A 17,933-nucleotide genomic window follows, 5' to 3' on the forward strand; every position below is an offset into this window, starting at 1 on the left:
AAGACACTCATTGAATCCCTATGCGTGATCCAGCCCCTTCTGACACACAAAAGAAGCGCGTCATTGTCGGCATGTCCGGCGGCGTGGACTCTTCCGTTTCCGCCCTCCTGCTGATCGAGCAGGGCTATGAGGTGGAAGGCCTGTTCATGAAGAACTGGGAAGAAGACGACGGAACCGAATACTGCACCGCCATGGACGACCTGGCGGACGCCCAGGCCGTGTGCGACAAGATTGGCATCAAGCTGCACACCGCCAACTTTGCCGCCGAATACTGGGATAACGTGTTCGAGCACTTCCTGGCCGAATACAAGGCCGGACGCACGCCGAACCCGGACATCCTGTGCAACCGCGAGATCAAGTTCAAGGCGTTCCTCGACTACGCCATGATGCTCGGCGCCGACCTGATCGCCACCGGCCACTACGTGCGCCGCCGCGACATCGACGGCCGCACCGAACTGCTCAAGGGCCTGGACCCGAACAAGGACCAGAGCTACTTCCTGCACGCCGTTGGCGGCGAACAGATCGCCAAGACCCTGTTCCCGGTCGGTGAACTGGAAAAACCCCAGGTTCGCGCCATTGCCGAAAAATACGAGCTGGCGACCGCGAAAAAGAAGGATTCCACCGGCATTTGCTTTATCGGCGAACGCCGCTTCAGCGACTTCCTCAAGCAATACCTGCCGGCGCAACCAGGCGAGATCAAGACCACCGAAGGTGAAATCATCGGCCGCCACCATGGCCTGATGTACCACACCATCGGCCAACGCCAAGGCCTGGGCATCGGCGGCCTGAAAGACGCCAGCGACGAGCCGTGGTACGTGTTGATAAAGGACCTGGAACACAACGAACTGATCGTTGGCCAGGGTAACGATCACCCGTGGCTGTTCTCCCGCGCCCTGCTGGCCTCGGATATCTATTGGGTCAACCCGATCGACCTGAGGCAGCCACGCAAGCTGACCGCCAAGGTTCGTTATCGCCAGGGCGACCAGCCCTGCACCCTGGAGAAAACCGCTACCGGCTATCGCGCGACCTTCGATGACCCGCAACGCGCGGTCACTCCCGGTCAATCCGTGGTGTTCTACGACGGCGAGATCTGCCTCGGCGGCGGCGTGATCGAAGTGGCGGAACCCTGGACCAGCAAGGGCCAGGCCCAATGAGCCCGACCCAGGAGCAACTGACGGCGCTGGGCGGCGTATTCCTCGCCGCCGTACTGGTCGACAAGATCGCCAAGACCGGCCAGACCAACGAGGCCGGCCTGACCTGCATGCTCGGCAGCCTGCTGATTCGCGACCCCAAGGACACCCTGGAAGTCTATGGTGGCGACGATATCAACCTGCGCGAAGGCTATCGCGCCTTGATCGGTGCCCTCGAACGCGACCCTAGCGCCCTGCAGCGCGAACCGCTGCGCTATGCCCTGGCCATGCTGGGCCTGGAGCGCCAGTTGGCCAAGCGCGAGGACATGCTGGAGATCATTGGCAAGCGCCTGCCGCAGATCCAGTCCCAGGTCGAGCACTTCGGCCCGGCCCACGAAAACGTGATCGCCGCTTGCGGCGCGCTGTATCAGGACACCTTGAGCACCCTGCGCCAACGTATCCAGGTGCACGGTGACATGCGCAACCTGCAGCAACCGAGCAACGCCTCGAAAATTCGCGCCCTGCTGCTGGCCGGCATTCGTTCGGCACGCCTGTGGCGGCAATTGGGCGGTCATCGCTGGCAGCTGGTGATCAGTCGTCGCAAATTGCTCAAAGAGCTTTACCCATTGATGCGTAACGAATAACCCGCATCGACAGCACAGAACTTAGCAATACGCGTAATACGCCGGTCAGTTGGCGACGGACCGGCGGATTTTTTCATGTATGATACGCGCCCCATTTCGTTGCCCGACTGTCCGAGAACACCCCATGCAGCTCTCTTCGCTCACTGCGGTTTCCCCTGTTGACGGCCGCTACGCCGGCAAAACCCAGGCCCTGCGCCCAATTTTCAGCGAGTACGGCCTGATCCGTGCCCGCGTCCTGGTTGAAGTGCGCTGGCTCCAGCGCCTGGCCGCTCACCCTGCCATCAGCGAAGTGCCGGCGTTCTCCGCCGAAGCCAACGCGGTGTTGAACACCCTGGCGGAAAACTTCTCCCTGGAGCACGCCGAGCGTGTCAAAGAGATCGAGCGCACCACCAACCACGACGTAAAAGCCATCGAATACCTGCTCAAGGAGCAGGCGGCCAAGCTGCCGGAACTGGCCAAGGTCAGCGAATTCATCCACTTCGCCTGCACCAGCGAGGACATCAACAACCTGGCCCACGCCCTGATGCTGCGCGAAGGCCGTGATGACGTGATGCTGCCGCTGATGCGCCAGACCGCCAACGCCATCCGCGAACTGGCCATCCGTTTCGCCGACGTGCCGATGCTGTCGCGCACCCACGGTCAACCGGCTTCGCCGACCACCCTGGGCAAGGAACTGGCGAACGTGGTTTACCGCCTGGAGCGCCAGATCGCCCAGGTCGCTGCCGTTCCACTGCTGGGCAAGATCAACGGCGCTGTCGGCAACTACAACGCTCACCTGTCGGCCTACCCTGAGATCGACTGGGAAGCCAATGCCCGCGCCTTCATCGAAGACGAGCTGGGCCTGGGCTTCAACCCGTACACCACGCAGATCGAACCGCACGACTACATCGCCGAGCTGTTCGACGCGATCGCGCGCTTCAACACCATCCTGATCGACTTCGACCGTGATATCTGGGGCTACATCTCCCTGGGTTATTTCAAGCAGCGCACCATCGCTGGCGAAATCGGCTCCTCGACCATGCCGCACAAGGTCAACCCGATCGACTTCGAAAACTCCGAAGGCAACCTGGGCATCGCCAACGCGCTGTTCCAGCACCTGGCGAGCAAGCTGCCGATCTCCCGCTGGCAGCGCGACCTGACCGACTCCACCGTACTGCGCAACCTCGGTGTCGGCTTCGCCCACAGCGTGATCGCGTACGAAGCCAGCCTCAAGGGCATCAGCAAGCTGGAGCTCAACGAGCAGAAGATTGCCGCTGACCTGGACGCCTGCTGGGAAGTGTTGGCCGAGCCAATCCAGACGGTCATGCGTCGCTACAACATCGAAAACCCGTACGAAAAGCTGAAAGAATTGACCCGCGGCAAAGGCATCAGCCCTGAAGCGCTGCAAACTTTCATCGACGGCCTGGACATGCCAGCCGCCGCCAAGGCTGAGCTGAAACTGCTCACACCGGCGAACTACATCGGCAACGCTGTAGCGCAAGCCAAACGCATCTGATCGACCGCTTGACCCTTTTAAGACGCCCGGCCGCGCCGGGCGTTTTTATTCCCGTATGAAAAGTGCTTTTTTTCAATAGGTTACACATGAATCCTGACATTCCTCTTCAACTTCTGGGCGGCATCACGGCACGCGAGTTCCTGCGCGACTACTGGCAGAAAAAACCGCTGTTGATCCGTCAGGCGATTCCCGATTTCGAAAGCCCGATCGATGCCGACGAACTGGCCGGCCTGGCGCTGGAAGAAGAAGTCGAATCGCGCCTGATCATCGAGAACGGCGAGCGCCCATGGGAATTGCGTCGCGGCCCGTTTGCCGAAGACGAGTTCAGCAAATTGCCGGAGCGCGAGTGGACCCTGCTGGTGCAGGCCGTCGACCAGTTCGTGCCGGAAGTCAGCGAGTTGCTGGAACACTTCCGCTTCCTGCCGAGCTGGCGCATCGACGACGTGATGATCAGCTTCGCCGCCCCCGGTGGCAGCGTCGGTCCGCACTTCGACAACTACGACGTATTCCTGTTGCAAGGCCACGGCAAGCGCAACTGGAAAATCGGCCAGATGTGCGACTCCGAAAGCCCGCTGCTGCAACACGCGGACCTGCGCATCCTCGCCGACTTCGAAGCCACCGATGAATGGGTGCTGGAACCGGGCGACATGCTCTACCTGCCGCCGCGCCTGGCCCACTGCGGCGTGGCCGTCGACGACTGCCTGACCTACTCCGTCGGTTTCCGCGCGCCGAGCGCCGCCGAAGTGCTGACCCACTTCACCGACTTCCTCAGCCAGTTCCTGCCGGACGAAGAGCGTTACACCGACGCCGACGCCGTGCCTGCGGTCGATCCGCACCAGATTCAGCACGACGCCCTCGACCGCTTGAAAAGCCTGCTGGCCGAGCACATGAGCGACGAGCGCCTGCTGCTGACCTGGTTCGGCCAGTTCATGACCGAGCCACGCTATCCGGAACTGGTGGTCGGCCCTGAAGACCTCGAGGAAGGCGACGTGCTCGGCGCACTGGAGCAAGGTGCAGTACTGATCCGCAACCCGAGCGCACGCCTGGCCTGGTCGGAAGTCGATGACGACCTGTTGCTGTTCGCCAGCGGCCAAAGCCGTTACCTGCCGGGCAAACTGCGCGAGCTGCTGAAGATGATCTGCGCCGCCGACGCGCTGCACGTCGACAACCTGGGTGACTGGTTGACAGACGAAGACGGCCGCGGCCTGCTGTGCGAACTGGTCAAGCAAGGAAGCCTGGGGTTTGCCGATGAATAAGATTCACGTACGTGTCGCAGACTGGCAGAAGGACAACGCCGAGATCCGGCGCATTCGTGAAGCGGTGTTCGTCGCCGAGCAATCCGTGCCACCCGAGCTGGAATGGGATGCCGATGATGTGACGGCCGTGCACTTCCTGGCCCTCGAAGGCGACTTTCCGGTGGGCACCGCCCGCCTGCTGCCAGACGGTCACGTCGGCCGGGTGTCGGTGCTCAAGGACTGGCGCGGCCTGAAAGTCGGCGATGCGCTGATGCACGCGGTGATCGGTGAAGCCGAAGAGCGCGGGCTGAAGCAGCAGATGCTCAGCGCCCAGGTGCAAGCCACGGCGTTCTATGAGCGCCTGGGCTTCCACATGGTCAGTGAGGAGTTCCTGGAAGCAGGGATTCCGCATGTGGACATGGTCCGCCATTCGGCTTGATACCGAGTCGCGCCCATCGCGAGCAGGCTCGCTCCCACAGGTTAAGTGTGCCCCCTGTAGGAGCGAGGCTTGCCCGCGAAGAGGCCCGAAAGAACACCACAAAACGCCCCGCCATTTTCGGATGCCGGGGCGTTTTGCTGTCTAGGATTCAACTTGCCCCCTCCCGGGCCGACAAACTGGCAATATCAACAATTTGAAGCTGGCGGAGATAACGGATATGTCCCTACGCACCCTGCTCACCACACTGCTGGTGACCTGCAGTTTTTCGCTCATGGCAGCCACTGAAATCGTGCCGCTGAACTACCACAGCAGCGCCGACATGCTACCGGTGGCGCAGGATTTCATCGGCAAGGAAGGCCAGGTCAGCGCCTACGGCAATCAACTCATCGTCAACGCCGATCAGCGCAAGATCGACGAACTTAAAGCCTTGTTGAGCCAACTCGATACCGCGCCCAAACGCCTGCTGATCACCGTCGACACCAACGAAAACAACGTCCAGGGCGATCAGGGTTACTCGGTGAACGGCGCCAGGCCGAGCCAGACCCGCATCATCAGCCACAGCACCGCCAGCCGCGAAGGTGGCATCCAGCAAGTCCAGGCTACCGACGGCATGCCGGCACTGATCCAGGTCGGCCAGAGCGTTCCGCTGACCAGCACCCAGGTCGACTCCTACGGCGACCTGCGCAGCCAGACCGAATACCGCAACGTCACCCAGGGCTTCTATGTCACCGCCAACGTCACCGGCGAGATCGTTCGCCTGTCGATCAGTACCAACCGTGACCGCATGAGCCAGGAACGTCCCGATGTAGTGAACGTGCAAAGCACCGACACAACCGTCACCGGCCGCCTGGGCGAATGGATCCTGCTGGCCGGGGTGAATCGCCAGACCCAGGCTGACAAACAGGGCGTGGCCCGCAGCTACGGGACCCAGGGGCGCGATGACATGACACTGCGGGTGAAAGTCGATACTTTGGACTGAGACATCAAAAACTGACTGACAAGTCGTATTAGACCAAAGATGTAGTGCTTGAAAAAAAGCACTACAAAACGTTTGACGAGCCAAAAAAGCAAAGGCATGATGGCCTCGCTCCCGCTAACCAGGGGCCCTGGCAAGGGCCTTCGAGGCGATGTTCGCACCTACCCCGCGAACCGCTTCGTGTCTGTACCGCCCACAAGGTGTGTTTGACGAGGTTGCCGACTGGAACGAAGTTGTCCCGAGGGACGGAAGCGTAATTAGGTAACCCGGCACTACACTGATGTTCGTACCAAGGCCCACGACGCCCGAATGCGCCCGCAGTTCGCCTTTACCTGCTCACTTCCCCTCGAGCCCATCGTTCATCCCGTCGCCATCCCCGCCGAATCCGACTTGACCGCCTAAGCTTCTGGTCAGCGAGCGCAGGAATTTTCCACCGCAGAACAACTTTTCATAAGACGCGACGAGGTTTATCTCCCATGGCACTGACACGCGAACAGCAAATTGCAGCCCTCGAAAAAGACTGGGCTGAAAACCCGCGCTGGAAAGGCGTGACACGCACTTACTCCGCTGCTGACGTCGTCCGCCTGCGTGGCTCGGTTCAACCTGAGCACACTTTTGCAAAAATGGGCGCCGAGAAGCTGTGGAACCTGGTTACCCAGGGTGCCAAGCCAGCCTTCCGTCCTGAGAAAGATTTCGTCAACTGCATGGGCGCCCTGACCGGCGGCCAGGCTGTACAACAAGTCAAAGCCGGTATCCAGGCGATCTACCTGTCGGGCTGGCAAGTGGCTGCGGACAACAACTCCGCCGAATCGATGTACCCGGACCAGTCGCTGTACCCGGTGGACTCGGTTCCAACCGTGGTCAAGCGCATCAACAACTCGTTCCGTCGTGCCGACCAGATCCAGTGGAAAGCCGGCAAGAACCCGGGCGACGCTGGCTACATCGACTACTTCGCGCCAATCGTGGCTGACGCCGAAGCCGGTTTCGGTGGCGTACTGAACGCCTACGAGCTGATGAAGAGCATGATCGAAGCAGGCGCCGCCGGCGTTCACTTCGAAGACCAGCTGGCTTCCGTGAAAAAATGCGGCCACATGGGCGGCAAGGTACTGGTTCCTACCCAGGAAGCCGTACAAAAGCTGACCGCTGCCCGCCTGGCGGCTGACGTTGCCGGTACCCCGACCATCATCCTGGCCCGTACCGACGCCAACGCCGCCGACCTGCTGACTTCGGACTGCGACCCGTACGACCAGCCATTCGTGACTGGCGAACGTACCCAGGAAGGTTTCTACAAAGTGCGCGCCGGCCTGGACCAGGCGATCGCTCGCGGCCTGGCCTACGCGCCGTACGCCGACCTGATCTGGTGCGAAACCGCCAAGCCGGACCTGGACGAGGCTCGTCGCTTCGCTGAAGCGATCAAGAAGGAATACCCGGACCAACTGCTGTCGTACAACTGCTCGCCTTCCTTCAACTGGAAGAAAAACCTGGACGACGCGACCATCGCCAAGTTCCAGCGCGAACTGTCCGCCATGGGCTACAAGCACCAGTTCATCACCTTGGCCGGCATTCACAACATGTGGCACAGCATGTTCAACCTGGCGCACGACTACGCCCGCAACGACATGACTGCCTACGTGAAGCTGCAGGAGCAGGAATTCGCTGACGCTGCCAAAGGCTACACCTTCGTGGCTCACCAGCAGGAAGTGGGCACCGGCTACTTCGACGACATGACCACCGTGATCCAGGGCGGCTCGTCGTCGGTAACCGCACTGACCGGTTCGACCGAAGAAGAACAGTTCCACTGATCTGCTTCGCTTGAGACATCAGCCGCCGCGGGCCCTATAGAAAGCTAACCGCAGCGCTGCACACCTGACGCCCCGACTGGTTCGGGGCGTTTTTTTTGCGCATTCAAAAACAGGCAAAACAGCCCCGCGTGCAACTTGCTATAACCGTCATATAAGACAACTTCCCAACGCCCTGAAGGATAAACAGTTTAAAAACCCACCCAAACAATATTGATTATCATTTATCAAAAAAATGTTCGTTACATTCCCAACAAAACATATTTCCCGAAAAGCCGGCTAATGCCCGCAACGCAAGGGCTACGGCGCTTTTACCGCTCGCCATGTCCTTATTCCTATAAATAATTTCGCTATAGGAATTTTACTTGCTGGGTGTTTAGCCATAAAATCAGCGGGATTGATTGCTGCGACATATCGTCACTGCGTTGTTACCTTTTCAAGCTCAGAGACCTTTGCTCTCTGTTAAGGATTTCCAGCATGCCCGAAGCGACAGGACTCATGGCCCACAACTGGGGCTTTGCCATTTTCCTTCTAGGCGTCGTCGGCCTCTGTGCCTTCATGCTGGGCGTCTCCAGCCTCCTTGGGTCAAAAGCCTGGGGCCGCAGCAAAAACGAACCGTTCGAGTCCGGCATGCTACCTACAGGTGGCGCCCGCTTGCGGCTCTCAGCCAAATTCTATCTGGTCGCGATGCTCTTCGTGATCTTCGATATCGAAGCCCTCTTTCTCTTTGCATGGTCTGTGTCCGTCCGCGAAAGCGGCTGGACCGGATTCGTCGAAGCTCTCGTTTTCATAGCAATTCTGTTGGCAGGCCTTGTCTACCTATTCCGAGTGGGCGCCCTTGACTGGGCTCCGGAAGCTCGGCGCAAGCGGCAAGCGAAGCTGAAACAATGAGGCTTTGGCAATGCAATACAATCTCACCAGGATCGACCCCGATGCTCCTAACGAGCAGTATCCGATTGGCCAACGGGAAACCGTTTCCGATCCGTTAGAAGATCAAGTCCACAAAAACATTTTCATGGGCAAGCTCGAAGACGTGCTTAACGGCACGATCAACTGGGGGCGCAAGAACTCCCTGTGGCCGTATAACTTCGGTCTTTCGTGCTGCTACGTGGAAATGACCACCGCCTTCACGGCGCCCCACGACATCGCGCGCTTTGGCGCCGAGGTTATCCGGGCATCGCCGCGCCAGGCGGATTTCATGGTTATCGCCGGTACCTGCTTCATCAAGATGGCGCCGATCATCCAGCGTCTCTACGAGCAAATGCTCGAGCCTAAATGGGTCATCTCCATGGGTTCGTGCGCCAACTCCGGTGGCATGTACGACATCTACTCCGTCGTTCAAGGGGTGGACAAGTTCCTGCCCGTGGACGTCTACGTGCCTGGCTGCCCGCCCCGCCCTGAAGCTTTCCTGCAAGGCTTGATGCTGTTGCAGGAGTCGATTGGACAGGAGCGTCGTCCGCTTTCCTGGGTCGTTGGCGATCAAGGCGTGTATCGCGCCGAGATGCCTTCCGAAAAGGACAAGCGCCGCGAACAGCGAATCGCAGTCACCAACCTGCGCAGCCCCGACGAAGTCTGATCCAGCTCTGCTTCTTTAATAGAACGAGACACTGGCTTCATTCTTTACGTTGACCGAAAGCGATTAAATAACCATGACTACAGGCAGTGCTCTGTACATCCCGCCTTACAAGGCAGACGACCAGGATGTGGTCGTCGAACTGAACAACCGTTTTGGCCCGGAGGCGTTCACCGCCCAGGCTACCCGCACCGGCATGCCGGTGCTTTGGGTTGCCCGCGCCAAACTCGTCGAAGTCCTGACCTTCCTGCGCAACCTGCCCAAGCCGTACGTCATGCTCTATGACCTGCATGGCGTGGACGAGCGTCTGCGCACCAAGCGTCAAGGGCTGCCGAACGGCGTCGACTTCTCCGTGTTCTACCACCTGATGTCGATCGAACGTAATAGTGACGTAATGATCAAGGTCGCCTTGTCCGAGAGCGACCTCAGCCTGCCGACCGTTACCAGCATCTGGCCGAACGCCAACTGGTACGAGCGTGAAGTCTGGGACATGTACGGCATCGACTTCAAAGGCCACCCGCACCTGTCGCGCATCATGATGCCGCCGACCTGGGAAGGTCACCCGCTGCGCAAGGACTTCCCGGCCCGTGCCACCGAGTTCGATCCGTACAGCCTGACCCTGGCCAAGCAACAGCTCGAGGAAGAAGCCGCGCGCTTCAAGCCTGAAGACTGGGGCATGAAGCGTTCCGGCCCGAACGAGGACTACATGTTCCTCAACCTGGGTCCCAACCACCCTTCGGCGCACGGTGCGTTCCGTATCATCCTGCAGCTGGACGGTGAAGAGATCGTCGATTGCGTACCGGACGTCGGCTACCACCACCGTGGTGCCGAGAAGATGGCCGAGCGTCAGTCCTGGCACAGCTTCATCCCTTACACCGACCGTATCGACTACCTCGGCGGCGTGATGAACAACCTGCCGTACGTGCTCTCGGTCGAGAAGCTGGCCGGCATCAAGGTGCCGGAGAAGGTCGACGTCATCCGCATCATGATGGCCGAGTTCTTCCGGATCACCAGCCACCTGCTGTTCCTGGGTACCTACATCCAGGACGTCGGCGCCATGACCCCGGTGTTCTTCACCTTTACCGACCGTCAGCGTGCCTACACGGTGATCGAAGCCATCACCGGTTTCCGCCTGCACCCGGCCTGGTATCGCATCGGTGGTGTCGCCCACGACCTGCCGCGCGGCTGGGAAAAACTGGTCAAGGACTTCGTCGAGTGGATGCCAAAGCGCCTGGACGAATACCAGAAAGCCGCCCTGGACAACAGCATCCTGCGTGGCCGCACCATCGGCGTCGCCGACTACAACACCAAGCAAGCCCTGGAATGGGGTGTCACCGGTGCCGGCCTGCGTTCCACCGGTTGCGACTTCGACCTGCGTAAAGCACGTCCATACTCCGGCTACGAGAACTTCGAATTCGAAGTACCGCTGGCGGCCAATGGCGATGCCTACGACCGTTGCATCGTGCGCGTGGAAGAAATGCGCCAGAGCATCAAGATCATCGACCAGTGCCTGCGCAACATGCCGGAAGGCCCGTACAAGGCGGATCACCCGCTGACTACCCCGCCACCGAAAGAGCGCACGCTGCAGCACATCGAAACCTTGATCACGCACTTCCTGCAAGTTTCGTGGGGCCCGGTCATGCCGGCCAACGAATCCTTCCAGATGATCGAAGCGACCAAGGGCATCAACAGTTATTACCTGACGAGCGATGGCGGCACCATGAGCTACCGCACCCGGATTCGTACCCCAAGCTTCCCGCACCTGCAGCAGATCCCTTCGGTGATCAAAGGCAGCATGGTCGCGGACTTGATCGCGTACCTGGGTAGTATCGATTTCGTTATGGCCGACGTGGACCGCTAAGCATGAACAGCACGCTTATCCAGACAGACCGTTTCACCTTGAGTGAAACCGAGCGCTCGGCCATCGAGCACGAGCTGCATCACTACGAAGACCCGCGCGCGGCGTCGATCGAAGCCCTGAAGATCGTCCAGAAGGAACGTGGCTGGGTGCCGGACGGCGCCCTGTACGCCATCGGCGAGATCCTCGGCATCCCGGCCAGCGACGTTGAAGGCGTGGCGACGTTCTACAGCCAGATCTTCCGTCAGCCAGTAGGCCGTCACATCATTCGCGTCTGCGACAGCATGGTCTGCTACATCGGCGGCCACGAGTCGGTGGTCAGCGAAATCCAGAGCAAACTCGGCATCGGCCTGGGTCAGACCACCACCGACGGTCGTTTCACCCTGCTGCCGGTCTGCTGCCTCGGCAACTGCGACAAGGCGCCGGCGTTGATGATCGACGACGACACTTTCGGTGATGTGCAGCCAGCAGGCGTTGCCAAATTGCTCGAGGGCTACGTATGACCCTGACTTCCTTCGGCCCGGCCAACCGCATCAAGCGTTCGGCCGAGACTCACCCGCTTACCTGGCGCCTGCGTGACGACGGCGAAGCCGTATGGCTCGACGAGTACCAGGCCAAGAACGGTTACGCTGCTGCGCGCAAGGCCTTCGCCGACATGGCCCAGGACGATATCGTCCAGACCGTGAAAGACTCCGGCCTCAAGGGTCGCGGCGGTGCAGGCTTCCCCACTGGCGTGAAGTGGGGCCTGATGCCCAAAGACGAATCCATCAACATCCGCTACCTGCTGTGCAACGCGGATGAAATGGAGCCGAACACCTGGAAAGACCGCATGCTGATGGAGCAACTGCCCCATCTGCTGATCGAAGGCATGCTGATCAGTGCCCGCGCACTGAAAACCTACCGTGGCTACATCTTCCTGCGTGGCGAGTACACCACCGCCGCCAAGCACCTCAACCGTGCCGTGGAAGAAGCCAAGGCAGCGGGCCTGCTGGGTAAAAACATCCTGGGCAGCGGCTTCGATTTCGAGCTGTTCGTGCACACCGGCGCCGGGCGTTACATCTGCGGTGAAGAAACCGCGTTGATCAACTCCCTCGAAGGCCGCCGCGCCAACCCGCGCTCCAAGCCGCCCTTCCCGGCCGCCGTTGGCGTGTGGGGCAAGCCGACCTGCGTGAACAACGTCGAGACCCTGTGCAACGTGCCGGCAATCATTGCCGACGGCGTGGACTGGTACAAATCGTTGGCTCGCGAAGGCAGCGAAGACATGGGCACCAAGCTCATGGGCTTCTCCGGCAAGGTCAAGAACCCTGGCCTCTGGGAACTGCCATTCGGCGTCACCGCTCGCGAGCTGTTCGAAGACTACGCCGGCGGCATGCGCGACGGTTACAAGCTCAAGGCCTGGCAGCCTGGCGGCGCCGGTACCGGCTTCCTGTTGCCGGAACACCTGGACGCACAAATGTACGCCGGCGGCATCGCCAAGGTGGGCACCCGTATGGGTACCGGCCTGGCCATGGCGGTGGACGACAGCGTCAACATGGTGTCCCTGCTGCGCAACATGGAGCAGTTCTTCGCCCGCGAATCCTGCGGCTTCTGCACCCCGTGCCGCGATGGCCTGCCATGGAGCGTCAAGCTGCTGATGGCCATCGAGAACGGTGAAGGGCAAGCCGGCGACATCGAGACCCTGCTGGGTCTGGTCGGCTTCCTCGGCCCTGGCAAGACCTTCTGTGCTCACGCACCGGGTGCCGTGGAGCCGTTGGGCAGTGCCATCAAATACTTCCGCCACGAGTTCGAAGCCGGCATCGCGCCTACCCGCGCCGCCGTCCCGCCTCTGGCCAGGCCGATCGTAGTCGGCGCGTAAACGCTTAAACAAGGCGAAGGGTCCGTGCCCTTCGCTTTTCGTGCGATGACGCCTTTACCGGCTGTGTTGATTCGCGCGGATAACAAGATTCCATTAGCCACGCCCGCTGACACCGGGCCAACGAAGAACTTTGAACCATGGCCACTATCCACGTAGACGGCAAAGCGCTCGAAGTCGACGGGGCAGACAACCTGTTACAGGCATGTCTGTCGCTAGGCCTCGATATTCCTTACTTCTGCTGGCACCCCGCCCTTGGCAGCGTTGGCGCTTGCCGCCAGTGCGCGGTCAAGCAGTACACCGACGAGAACGACACCCGTGGTCGTATCGTCATGTCCTGCATGACCCCTGCCACCGATGGCACCTGGATCTCCATCGACGATGAAGAGTCCAAGGCGTTTCGCGCCAGCGTTGTTGAATGGCTGATGACCAACCACCCTCACGACTGCCCGGTCTGTGAGGAAGGCGGTCACTGCCACCTGCAAGACATGACGGTAATGACCGGCCACAACGAGCGCCGTTACCGCTTCACCAAGCGTACCCACCAGAACCAGCAACTGGGCCCGTTCATTTCCCACGAAATGAACCGCTGCATCGCTTGCTACCGCTGCGTGCGCTTCTATAAAGACTACGCTGGCGGCACCGACCTCGGCGTATTCGGCGCCCACGACAACGTGTACTTCGGTCGCGTTGAAGACGGCGTGCTGGAAAGCGAGTTCTCCGGCAACCTCACCGAGGTATGCCCGACCGGTGTGTTCACCGACAAGACTCACTCCGAGCGCTACAACCGTAAGTGGGACATGCAGTTCTCGCCGAGCATCTGCCATGGCTGCTCCAGCGGTTGCAACATCTCCCCGGGCGAGCGCTACGGCGAACTGCGTCGTATCGAAAACCGCTACAACGGTTCGGTCAACCAGTACTTCCTGTGCGACCGTGGCCGTTTCGGCTATGGCTATGTCAACCGCACCGACCGTCCACGTCAGCCACTGCTGGCCAACGGCGCCAAGCTGAGCCTCGACGAAGCCCTGGATAAAGCCGCTGACCTGCTGCGCGGTCGCAACATCGTCGGCATCGGATCGCCACGCGCCAGCCTCGAAAGCAACTACGCGTTGCGCGAACTGGTCGGCGCCGAGCACTTCTACTCCGGTATCGAAGCCGCCGAGTTGGAACGTATCCGTCTGGTACTGCAGGTGCTCAAAGACAGCCCGCTGCCTGTGCCGAACATGCGCGACATCGAAGACCACGACGCCATCTTCGTCCTCGGTGAAGACCTGACCCAGACCGCCGCCCGTGTGGCGCTGTCCCTGCGTCAATCGGTCAAGGGCAAGGCCGAAGACATGGCCGACGCCATGCGCGTCCAGCCTTGGCTCGACGCCGCGGTGAAGAACATCGGCCAGCACGCGCTGAACCCGCTGTTCATCGCAAGCCTGGCTGAAACCAAGCTCGACGACATCGCTGAAGAGTGCGTGCACGCAGCGCCCGACGACCTGGCCCGCATCGGTTTCGCCGTGGCTCACGCCCTCGACGCCAGCGCTCCAGCCGTAGAAGGCCTGGACGCCGAAGCCCTCGAGCTGGCCAAGCGCATCGCCGACGCCCTGCTCGCGGCCAAGCGCCCGCTGATCATCGCCGGTACCTCCCTGGGTTCCAAAGCGCTGATCGAGGCTGCCGCCAACATCGCCAAGGCCCTGAAGCTGCGCGAGAAGAACGGTTCCATCAGCCTGATCGTGCCAGAGGCCAACAGCCTCGGCCTGGCCATGCTCGGTGGCGAATCGGTCGACGCCGCGCTGCAAGCGGTGATCGACGGTAAAGCCGACGCCATCGTCGTGCTGGAAAACGACCTGTACACCCGTACCGACAAAGCGAAGGTCGATGCTGCCCTGACCGCCGCCAAAGTGCTGATCGCGGCTGATCACCAGAAGACCGCCACCAGCGATCGCGCGCACCTGGTCCTGCCAGCCGCCAGCTTCGCTGAAGGCGACGGTACCCTGGTCAGCCAGGAAGGCCGCGCCCAGCGTTTCTTCCAGGTGTTCGATCCGAAGTACATGGATGCCAGCATCCTGGTTCACGAAGGCTGGCGCTGGCTGCATGCCCTGCGCGCGACCCTGCTGAACAAGCCGATCGACTGGACCCAACTGGACCACGTCACCGCCGCCGTGGCTTCGAGCACGCCGCAACTGAACCGCATCGTCGATGCTGCACCGTCCGCCGCGTTCCGCATCAAGGGCATGAAACTGGCCCGTGAACCGCTGCGTTACTCCGGTCGTACCGCCATGCGTGCCGACATCAGCGTGCACGAGCCGCGTACCCCGCAGGACAAGGACACCGCGTTCGCCTTCTCCATGGAAGGTTACTCGGGTTCGGCCGAACCACGTCAGCAAGTGCCATTCGCCTGGTCTCCGGGCTGGAACTCGCCGCAAGCCTGGAACAAGTTCCAGGACGAAGTCGGTGGTCACATCCGCGCTGGCGACCCGGGCACCCGCCTGATCGAAAGCAGCGGTGATTCGCTGAACTGGTTCGCCGCTGTTCCGCGCGCGTTCAACCCGGCCCCGGGTACCTGGCAGGTCGTGCCGTTCTTCCACCTGTTCGGCAGCGAAGAGAACTCTTCGAAAGCCGCGCCGGTCCAGGAACGCATCCCGGCCGCCTACGTCGCCCTGGCCAAGTCCGAAGCCGACCGCCTGGGTGTCAACGACGGCGCCATGCTGAGCTTGAACGTGGCTGGCCAGACCCTGCGTCTGCCGCTGCGCATCAACGAAGAACTGGGCGCTGGCCTGGTGGCCTTGCCTGCGGGCATCGCCGGCATTCCGCCAGCAATCTTTGGCAAATCCGTTGACGGTCTGCAGGAGGCAGCGCAATGACCTTGTTCACTCCTGAAGTGATCGACATCATCATCGCGGTCCTCAAGGCCGTGGTGATCCTGCTTGCCGTGGTGGTCTGCGGCGCCCTGCTCAGCTGGGTCGAGCGTCGCCTGCTCGCCCTCTGGCAGGACCGTTACGGTCCGAACCGCGTCGGTCCGTTCGGCGCGTTCCAGATCGCCGCCGACATGATCAAGATGTTCTTCAAGGAAGACTGGACGCCTCCATTCGCCGACAAGATGATCTTCACCCTGGCACCGGTAGTCGCCATGAGCGCCCTGCTGATTGCCTTCGCGATCATCCCGATCACCCCGACCTGGGGCGTGGCGGACATCAACATCGGCATCCTGTTCTTCTTCGCCATGGCCGGCCTGTCGGTCTACGCGGTGCTGTTCGCCGGCTGGTCGAGCAACAACAAGTTCGCCCTGCTGGGCAGCTTGCGGGCCTCGGCACAGACCGTGTCGTACGAAGTGTTCATGGGCCTGTCGTTGATGGGCATCGTGATCCAGGTGGGCTCGTTCAACATGCGCGACATCGTTGAATACCAAGCGCAGAACATGTGGTTCATCATTCCGCAGATCTTCGGTTTCCTGACCTTCTTCATCGCTGGCGTGGCCGTGACTCACCGTCACCCGTTCGACCAGCCGGAAGCGGAACAGGAACTGGCCGACGGTTACCACATTGAATACGCCGGTATGAAATGGGGCATGTTCTTCGTTGGCGAGTACATCGGCATCGTGTTGATTTCGGCACTGCTGGTGACCTTGTTCTTCGGTGGCTGGCACGGTCCGTTCAACATCCTGCCGCAGATCCCGTTCATCTGGTTCGCACTGAAAACCGCTTTCTTCATCATGATGTTCATCCTGTTGCGCGCCTCGATTCCGCGCCCACGGTATGACCAGGTGATGGATTTCAGCTGGAAGTTCTGCTTGCCGCTGACCCTCGTCAACATGCTGGTGACCGCTGCGATCGTGTTGCTCAACACGCCCGCCGTCGCGGCTCAGTGAGGATAGAGAATCATGAAGTACATATTTGACATCGTGCATGGCTTCTACACCCAGCTTCGCAGCCTGGTGATGATTTTCGGCCACGCCTTCCGCAAGCGCGACACGTTGCAGTACCCGGAAGAACCGGTCTACCTGCCGCCGCGCTACCGTGGCCGTATCGTCCTGACCCGCGACCCCGACGGCGAAGAGCGTTGCGTAGCCTGCAACCTGTGCGCCGTCGCGTGCCCGGTCGGTTGCATCTCGCTGCAGAAAGCTGAAACCGAAGACGGTCGCTGGTACCCGGATTTCTTCCGCATCAACTTCTCGCGCTGCATTTTCTGCGGCCTCTGCGAGGAAGCCTGCCCGACCACCGCGATCCAGCTGACACCGGATTTCGAAATGGCCGAGTTCAAACGTCAGGACCTGGTTTACGAGAAAGAAGATCTGCTGATCTCCGGCCCCGGCAAAAACCCTGATTACAACTTCTATCGTGTTGCAGGTATGGCGATTGCCGGTAAGCCGAAAGGCTCCGCGCAGAATGAAGCCGAACCGATCAACGTGAAGAGCTTGCTGCCTTAAGGAAGAAAGATGGAATTCGCTTTCTATTTCGCATCGGGTATCGCTGTGGTGTCCACGCTTCGCGTGATCACCAACACCAACCCTGTGCACGCCCTGCTCTACCTGATCATTTCGCTGATCGCCGTGGCGATGACGTTCTTCGCCCTCGGCGCGCCGTTCGCCGGTGTCCTGGAAGTGATCGCCTACGCTGGCGCCATCATGGTGCTGTTCGTATTCGTGGTGATGATGCTGAACCTGGGGCCCGCCTCGGTTCAGCAGGAGCGCGTCTGGCTCAAGCCCGGTATCTGGGGCGGCCCGGTCGCCCTGGCCGCACTGCTGCTGGTGGAACTGCTGTACGTGCTGTTCTCCCACCAGACCGGTGAAGCCGTCGGCCACACCACCGTAGACGCCAAGGCCGTGGGCATCAGCCTGTTCGGTCCGTACCTGCTGGTGGTCGAACTCGCCTCGATGCTGCTGCTCGCCGCAGCCGTCACGGCGTTCCACTTGGGCCGCAACGAAGCCAAGGAGCAATGACG

16 protein-coding genes are annotated in these 17,933 nt (G+C 60.9%); all 16 read left to right on the forward strand.

The features are described 5' to 3' along the window. The first annotated feature begins 20 nt into the window (after window positions 1–20). The 16 genes from mnmA to nuoJ all read left to right on the forward strand — a co-directional run bounded on the left by mnmA (window position 21) and on the right by nuoJ (window position 17,931). Entirely contained in the window at window positions 21–1,154 is a 1,134-nt protein-coding gene (gene mnmA / locus OH720_RS21440) for a tRNA 2-thiouridine(34) synthase MnmA (protein WP_272602828.1), read from the forward strand. After that, on the forward strand, window positions 1,151–1,774 hold the full coding sequence (gene hflD / locus OH720_RS21445; RefSeq protein ID WP_272602829.1) for a high frequency lysogenization protein HflD: 624 nt from the start codon (window positions 1,151–1,153) through the stop codon (window positions 1,772–1,774). Before mnmA ends, hflD begins: the two co-directional genes overlap by 4 nt. Before the next feature lie 124 nt (window positions 1,775–1,898). After that, window positions 1,899–3,269 carry an adenylosuccinate lyase gene (gene purB / locus OH720_RS21450; protein ID WP_272602830.1) on the forward strand — a complete coding sequence of 457 codons (1,371 nt, stop codon included), beginning with the start codon at window positions 1,899–1,901 and terminating at the stop codon, window positions 3,267–3,269. Window positions 3,270–3,355: 86 nt separating this feature from the next. Beyond that, entirely contained in the window at window positions 3,356–4,525 is a 1,170-nt protein-coding gene (locus tag OH720_RS21455; protein ID WP_272602831.1) for a ribosomal protein uL16 3-hydroxylase, read from the forward strand. Beyond that, complete coding sequence (locus OH720_RS21460) at window positions 4,518–4,943, forward strand: GNAT family N-acetyltransferase (RefSeq protein ID WP_032831798.1); 426 nt, start codon at window positions 4,518–4,520, stop codon at window positions 4,941–4,943. The genes OH720_RS21455 and OH720_RS21460 overlap by 8 nt, the downstream gene beginning before the upstream one ends. Before the next feature lie 217 nt (window positions 4,944–5,160). Next, on the forward strand, window positions 5,161–5,922 hold the full coding sequence (locus OH720_RS21465; protein ID WP_272602832.1) for a secretin N-terminal domain-containing protein: 762 nt from the start codon (window positions 5,161–5,163) through the stop codon (window positions 5,920–5,922). A gap of 473 nt (window positions 5,923–6,395) precedes the next feature. Continuing rightward, window positions 6,396–7,721 (forward strand): isocitrate lyase, encoded by a 1,326-nt coding sequence (aceA, locus tag OH720_RS21470; protein ID WP_007970439.1) that lies wholly within the window; start codon window positions 6,396–6,398, stop codon window positions 7,719–7,721. Between the two features lie 474 nt (window positions 7,722–8,195). Then, window positions 8,196–8,609 carry an NADH-quinone oxidoreductase subunit A gene (locus OH720_RS21475; protein WP_003223812.1) on the forward strand — a complete coding sequence of 138 codons (414 nt, stop codon included), beginning with the start codon at window positions 8,196–8,198 and terminating at the stop codon, window positions 8,607–8,609. Between the two features lie 10 nt (window positions 8,610–8,619). Then, entirely contained in the window at window positions 8,620–9,294 is a 675-nt protein-coding gene (locus tag OH720_RS21480) for a NuoB/complex I 20 kDa subunit family protein (protein WP_008061991.1), read from the forward strand. 73 nt (window positions 9,295–9,367) lie between these two features. Further along, on the forward strand, window positions 9,368–11,152 hold the full coding sequence (gene nuoC, locus OH720_RS21485; RefSeq protein WP_272602833.1) for an NADH-quinone oxidoreductase subunit C/D: 1,785 nt from the start codon (window positions 9,368–9,370) through the stop codon (window positions 11,150–11,152). A 2-nt stretch (window positions 11,153–11,154) separates the two neighbouring features. Beyond that, a complete protein-coding gene (gene nuoE / locus OH720_RS21490; protein ID WP_008053447.1) occupies window positions 11,155–11,652 on the forward strand; it encodes an NADH-quinone oxidoreductase subunit NuoE in 498 nt (165 codons plus the stop codon). Beyond that, on the forward strand, window positions 11,649–13,004 hold the full coding sequence (gene nuoF, locus OH720_RS21495) for an NADH-quinone oxidoreductase subunit NuoF (protein WP_020799543.1): 1,356 nt from the start codon (window positions 11,649–11,651) through the stop codon (window positions 13,002–13,004). The genes nuoE and nuoF overlap by 4 nt, the downstream gene beginning before the upstream one ends. A 137-nt stretch (window positions 13,005–13,141) precedes the next feature. Continuing rightward, the gene (nuoG, locus tag OH720_RS21500; protein WP_272602834.1) at window positions 13,142–15,856 is read left to right on the forward strand and encodes an NADH-quinone oxidoreductase subunit NuoG; all 2,715 of its coding nucleotides are present in this window, start codon (window positions 13,142–13,144) and stop codon (window positions 15,854–15,856) included. Then, window positions 15,853–16,860 (forward strand): NADH-quinone oxidoreductase subunit NuoH, encoded by a 1,008-nt coding sequence (gene nuoH / locus OH720_RS21505; RefSeq protein ID WP_272602835.1) that lies wholly within the window; start codon window positions 15,853–15,855, stop codon window positions 16,858–16,860. The genes nuoG and nuoH overlap by 4 nt, the downstream gene beginning before the upstream one ends. A 12-nt stretch (window positions 16,861–16,872) precedes the next feature. Then, window positions 16,873–17,418, forward strand: a complete 546-nt coding sequence (gene nuoI / locus OH720_RS21510) for an NADH-quinone oxidoreductase subunit NuoI (protein ID WP_007970449.1) — start codon at window positions 16,873–16,875, stop codon at window positions 17,416–17,418. Window positions 17,419–17,427: 9 nt separating this feature from the next. Next, entirely contained in the window at window positions 17,428–17,931 is a 504-nt protein-coding gene (nuoJ, locus tag OH720_RS21515; RefSeq protein WP_008061982.1) for an NADH-quinone oxidoreductase subunit J, read from the forward strand. Window positions 17,932–17,933: the final 2 nt, after the last annotated feature.

The organism is Pseudomonas sp. WJP1, from assembly GCF_028471945.1.
GTDB lineage: Bacteria > Pseudomonadota > Gammaproteobacteria > Pseudomonadales > Pseudomonadaceae > Aquipseudomonas.